The following is a 1,792-nucleotide window of genomic DNA, read 5'->3' on the forward strand; positions in this document are numbered from 1 at the left end:
AAATTATCCTCTTTCACCATCAACATTTGGTACAAGAGAAAGCGATTTTCCTATCACTGTTTATGCAGAAATTAATAAAGATCAAGAAAATAAATATTATCAGAAAAAATTAGATAGTATTTTTAATCAATATGTAATTAAAAATGAACTTTCAATAGATAGTAAACATGAAAAAGAAAACAATGTTGTATTAATAAAAAGTAAAAGTAGCTTAAGCATAAAGTATAAACTATTTGTTAAAAAGAATTTGGGCAATAATTCATATTCTAGTCGTTTTAAACAAAATTATCCAGTCTATGATGAGGTTATTAAAGGTGGTTATGCTGGTTCAGAATATGTACAAAGGTTTGCAAAGCTTAATTTTGGTAAAGCAAAGTTTGTGGCACAACCAGTAATAGAAGATAGTTTATTTCTAAGGCTATCTGAAAAAGATGTTACTAACTAAGTATGCAAAACTTCAAATCTATGCTATTAGTTTTTCCCCAATCTCGCGGATTTGTAATCCGTGAGCAACAATAAATAACCCACCGCAATTGCGGTGGGTTTTGTGTCTTATAATGCAACATTTTACTTTATAAATATTTAAATTTTTTCTGATCAATAAAAGTATCAATTATTTTAAAGATCATTTGTAAGTCTCCACAAAAACTAGACATCTTTTATCTCATAAAATCAAAGATTAATCAAATAATTATAATCCATTGTAAAAAATTATTCTATAAAATTTCAAAAAATAATTAATCCATTTAATAATAAAAATAATATCAAATAATAATTTTGCAACGATCTGTTAAGTAAATGATTAATTTTTGTTTTCGGCAAATTAATAGAATAATCTTATATATTTGTTTTACAATAAAAAAGACAGATATGAAAAACACAAAAAGCTCGGTGAGCGAAACAGGTCATGCAAAAAATATTGCCAACCTTCAGGATCTTATCTCTTTTTGCAGAGGGTATGGCGAAAAATACAATCCGGTAAAAGAAGAACTAAAAATTACAGGTTTAGAAACGCTTTATCAGAATGCGCTTCAGAACCTTACAGAGACACAGACCAAGAAGACCGTTTTTGATAACGCTACCAATCAGAGAGCTGATGCTTTTAAAGAACTAAATCCGTTAGCAACAAAAATCGTTAATGCCTTAGCAGTTTCAGCAAACAATCCTATGATGCTCAATAATGCAAAATCATATAACAAAAAATTACAGGGCAGGACAAAAGCAAAAACAGAAAACCAAAATTTAGATGAAAATTCAGAACCTGTAACTAAAACCGATCTCCACTTCACAACAAAGCTACGACAGTAAGATTAATAACTTCTTCAATTTATTACAGGTTTTGGAACAAAGTGAATCTTATAGTCCCAATGAAGAAGATCTTAAAATAACTTCATTACAAACAAAACTAACAGACTTACAAAATAAGAACACAGCCCATATTAACAGCTACACAGAATATTCCAATGCCAGATTATCAAGAGATCAGGTTTTATATAATAATCTCACCGGACTTTGTCAGGTAGCAAAAGAAGTAAAGCAGTATGTAAAATCAGTTTTCGGAGCTACAAGTCCTCAGTACAAACAAATTTCAGGGATATTATTCAGTAAAATAAAATCATGATATAAAAATTTAGAAAAGATTAAAAGGCTCCTGTAATGAATTGGAAATTTCATACAGGAGTTTTTGCTTTTCATGATATTAATGTAGATGAAGTAAACTTGAATTAATATTTTCCAGACACGAATATTACAATAAGCAACTCTAATCATACATTTAGCAACTTTATTACAT

Annotated in this window: 3 protein-coding genes; all 3 read left to right on the forward strand. The window is 28.6% G+C overall.

The features are described from left to right. Positions 1-445: hypothetical protein (locus tag DD829_RS23930; protein ID WP_165814904.1), on the forward strand; the 445-nt coding region annotated here is incomplete at its 5' end. A 425-nt stretch (positions 446-870) separates the two neighbouring features. Continuing rightward, a complete protein-coding gene (locus DD829_RS22815; protein ID WP_108411624.1) occupies positions 871-1,308 on the forward strand; it encodes a hypothetical protein in 438 nt (145 codons plus the stop codon). 31 nt (positions 1,309-1,339) lie between these two features. Then, on the forward strand, positions 1,340-1,621 hold the full coding sequence (locus tag DD829_RS22820) for a hypothetical protein (RefSeq protein WP_108411625.1): 282 nt from the start codon (positions 1,340-1,342) through the stop codon (positions 1,619-1,621). Positions 1,622-1,792: the final 171 nt, after the last annotated feature.

The organism is Chryseobacterium sp. HMWF035 (assembly GCF_003094695.1).
GTDB lineage: Bacteria > Bacteroidota > Bacteroidia > Flavobacteriales > Weeksellaceae > Chryseobacterium > Chryseobacterium gambrini.